The organism is Candidatus Glassbacteria bacterium, assembly GCA_019456185.1.
In the GTDB taxonomy this organism is placed as follows: Bacteria; Gemmatimonadota; Glassbacteria; order GWA2-58-10; family GWA2-58-10; genus JAJRTS01.
This window is the reverse complement of record VRUH01000060.1, coordinates 11,386-13,103: the sequence shown is the minus strand read 5'-3', so window position 1 is coordinate 13,103 and position 1,718 is coordinate 11,386. Positions and strand designations below refer to the sequence as shown.

General features: G+C 62.4%; 3 pseudogenes (all cut by a window edge). All 3 read right to left on the bottom strand.

Annotated elements, in window-relative coordinates:
• Positions 1-103: pseudogene (locus FVQ81_15725) on the bottom strand (hypothetical protein); it reaches 689 nt to the left of the window's first position.
• A pseudogene (locus FVQ81_15720) lies at positions 1-801 on the bottom strand (NADH-quinone oxidoreductase subunit N); it reaches 42 nt to the left of the window's first position. Before FVQ81_15720 ends, FVQ81_15725 begins: the two co-directional pseudogenes overlap by 145 nt.
• Positions 794-1,718 (bottom strand): annotated as a pseudogene (locus FVQ81_15715) (NADH-quinone oxidoreductase subunit M) (it continues 636 nt past the right edge of the window). The pseudogenes FVQ81_15720 and FVQ81_15715 overlap by 8 nt, the downstream one beginning before the upstream one ends.

Sequence of the window (1,718 nt, the reverse complement as noted above, 5' to 3'; positions counted from 1 at the left end):
CGCTCTTCCGATCTCCAGTACCGCGAACGCGGCGGTCTTGACAGCCACGGCCATGAATGCCGTGATCGGCGTGGGCGCACCCTCGTAAGCGTCCGGCGCCCACATATGGAACGGCACCGCCGCGATTTTGAACAGGAAACCGATCAGGACCAGGCCCACGGCCAGCAGTTGCAGCGTATCGCTTTCGCCGGTCTGCCCCAATGCTGAAGCCAGTTCCTCGAAACGCGTGGTCCCGGCCGTGCCCAGCAGGAACGTGATCCCGTAGATCAGGAATCCGCTGGCGAACGCGCCGATCAGGAAATACTTGAGCGCGCCCTCGCTGCCCGATTCACTGTTCTGACGGATACCGACCAGGATGTAGATCGCCAGGCTCATGATTTCCAGGCCGATAAACACAACCAGCAGGTCCGCCGCCGACACCATCACCATCATCCCCAGCACGCTGAATACCAGCAGGGCGTAATACTCGCCGGCAACCGCCCGCAGTCCGCCCGCCTCGCGCACGGAGAGCAGGACGCACAGGATTGCCCCACCCAGGATCAGGACGTTGAAGAAGGTGGAGTACGGGTCGATCCGCAGCATCCCGCCGAACGTACCGGCCACTGTGTCCCACTGGGCGCAGACCATCAACGCGGTGATAACCAGTCCCAGCACGCTCAGCACCGCTCCGCTGACAGCGGGTCCGCGCTCACTGTTGCGCACGCGGTAAAGCACGGCCAGCAGCAGCAGGAAAAACGCCGCGCTGACCAGCACGACCTGCGGCAGGAGCAGGTTCCAATTGATGGCGGGAAACTCAATCATCGATCAACTTCTCCGCTTCGTTGAACACAACCCTGCTTTCCAGCGGGCTGGTTTCCACCCGCTGCAGCTCAGCTATTTCCAGCTTGTGCTGGTACTGGCCGATAAATTTTTCCACCGACGGGGTTATCCGGTCGAGAAACATTCCGGGGAACAGGCCCATCCAGAACATCATGATTGTCAACGGCAGCAGCACCAGCACTTCGCGGATATTCAGATCGGCCATCTTCTGGTTCTGCGGGTTGTCGAGCGGGCCGAACATCACGCGGCGGAACATCCAGAGCATGTAGACCGCCGAGAGAATCACGCCGCTGGCGGCGAAGAACACGTAGCCGGGGTGGGCGCTGCCGAACGTACCTATCAGGATCAGGAACTCGCCCACGAACCCGTTGAGCCCGGGCAGGCCGATACTGCTCAGCGTGGCGATCATGAAGAACGCCGCCAGCACGGGGACTTTCGCGCTGAGCCCGCCGAACTGGTCGATCAGCCGGGTGTGACGGCGCTCGTAAAGCATGCCGACTATCAGGAACAAGGCGCCCGTGCTGATCCCGTGGTTGATCATCTGGTACACCCCGCCGACCACGCCGGTGGTGGTCAGGGTGTAGAGACCCAGCATCACGAACCCCAGGTGGCTCACGCTGGAGTAGGCGACCAGTTTCTTGAGGTCCGGCTGTACCATCGCCACCAGCGCGCCATAGATAATTCCGATCACAGCCAGGGTCAGGATGACCGGGGCAAACGCCTGGCTGGCCGCGGGAAAGAGCGGCATGGCGAACCGGATGAACCCGTAGGTGCCCATTTTCAGCAGGACACCGGCCAGGATCACGCTGCCGGCCGTGGGGGCCTCCACGTGGGCGTCGGGCAGCCAGGTGTGGAACGGGAACATCGGCACCTTGATCGCGAAGGCCAGCGCGAACGCA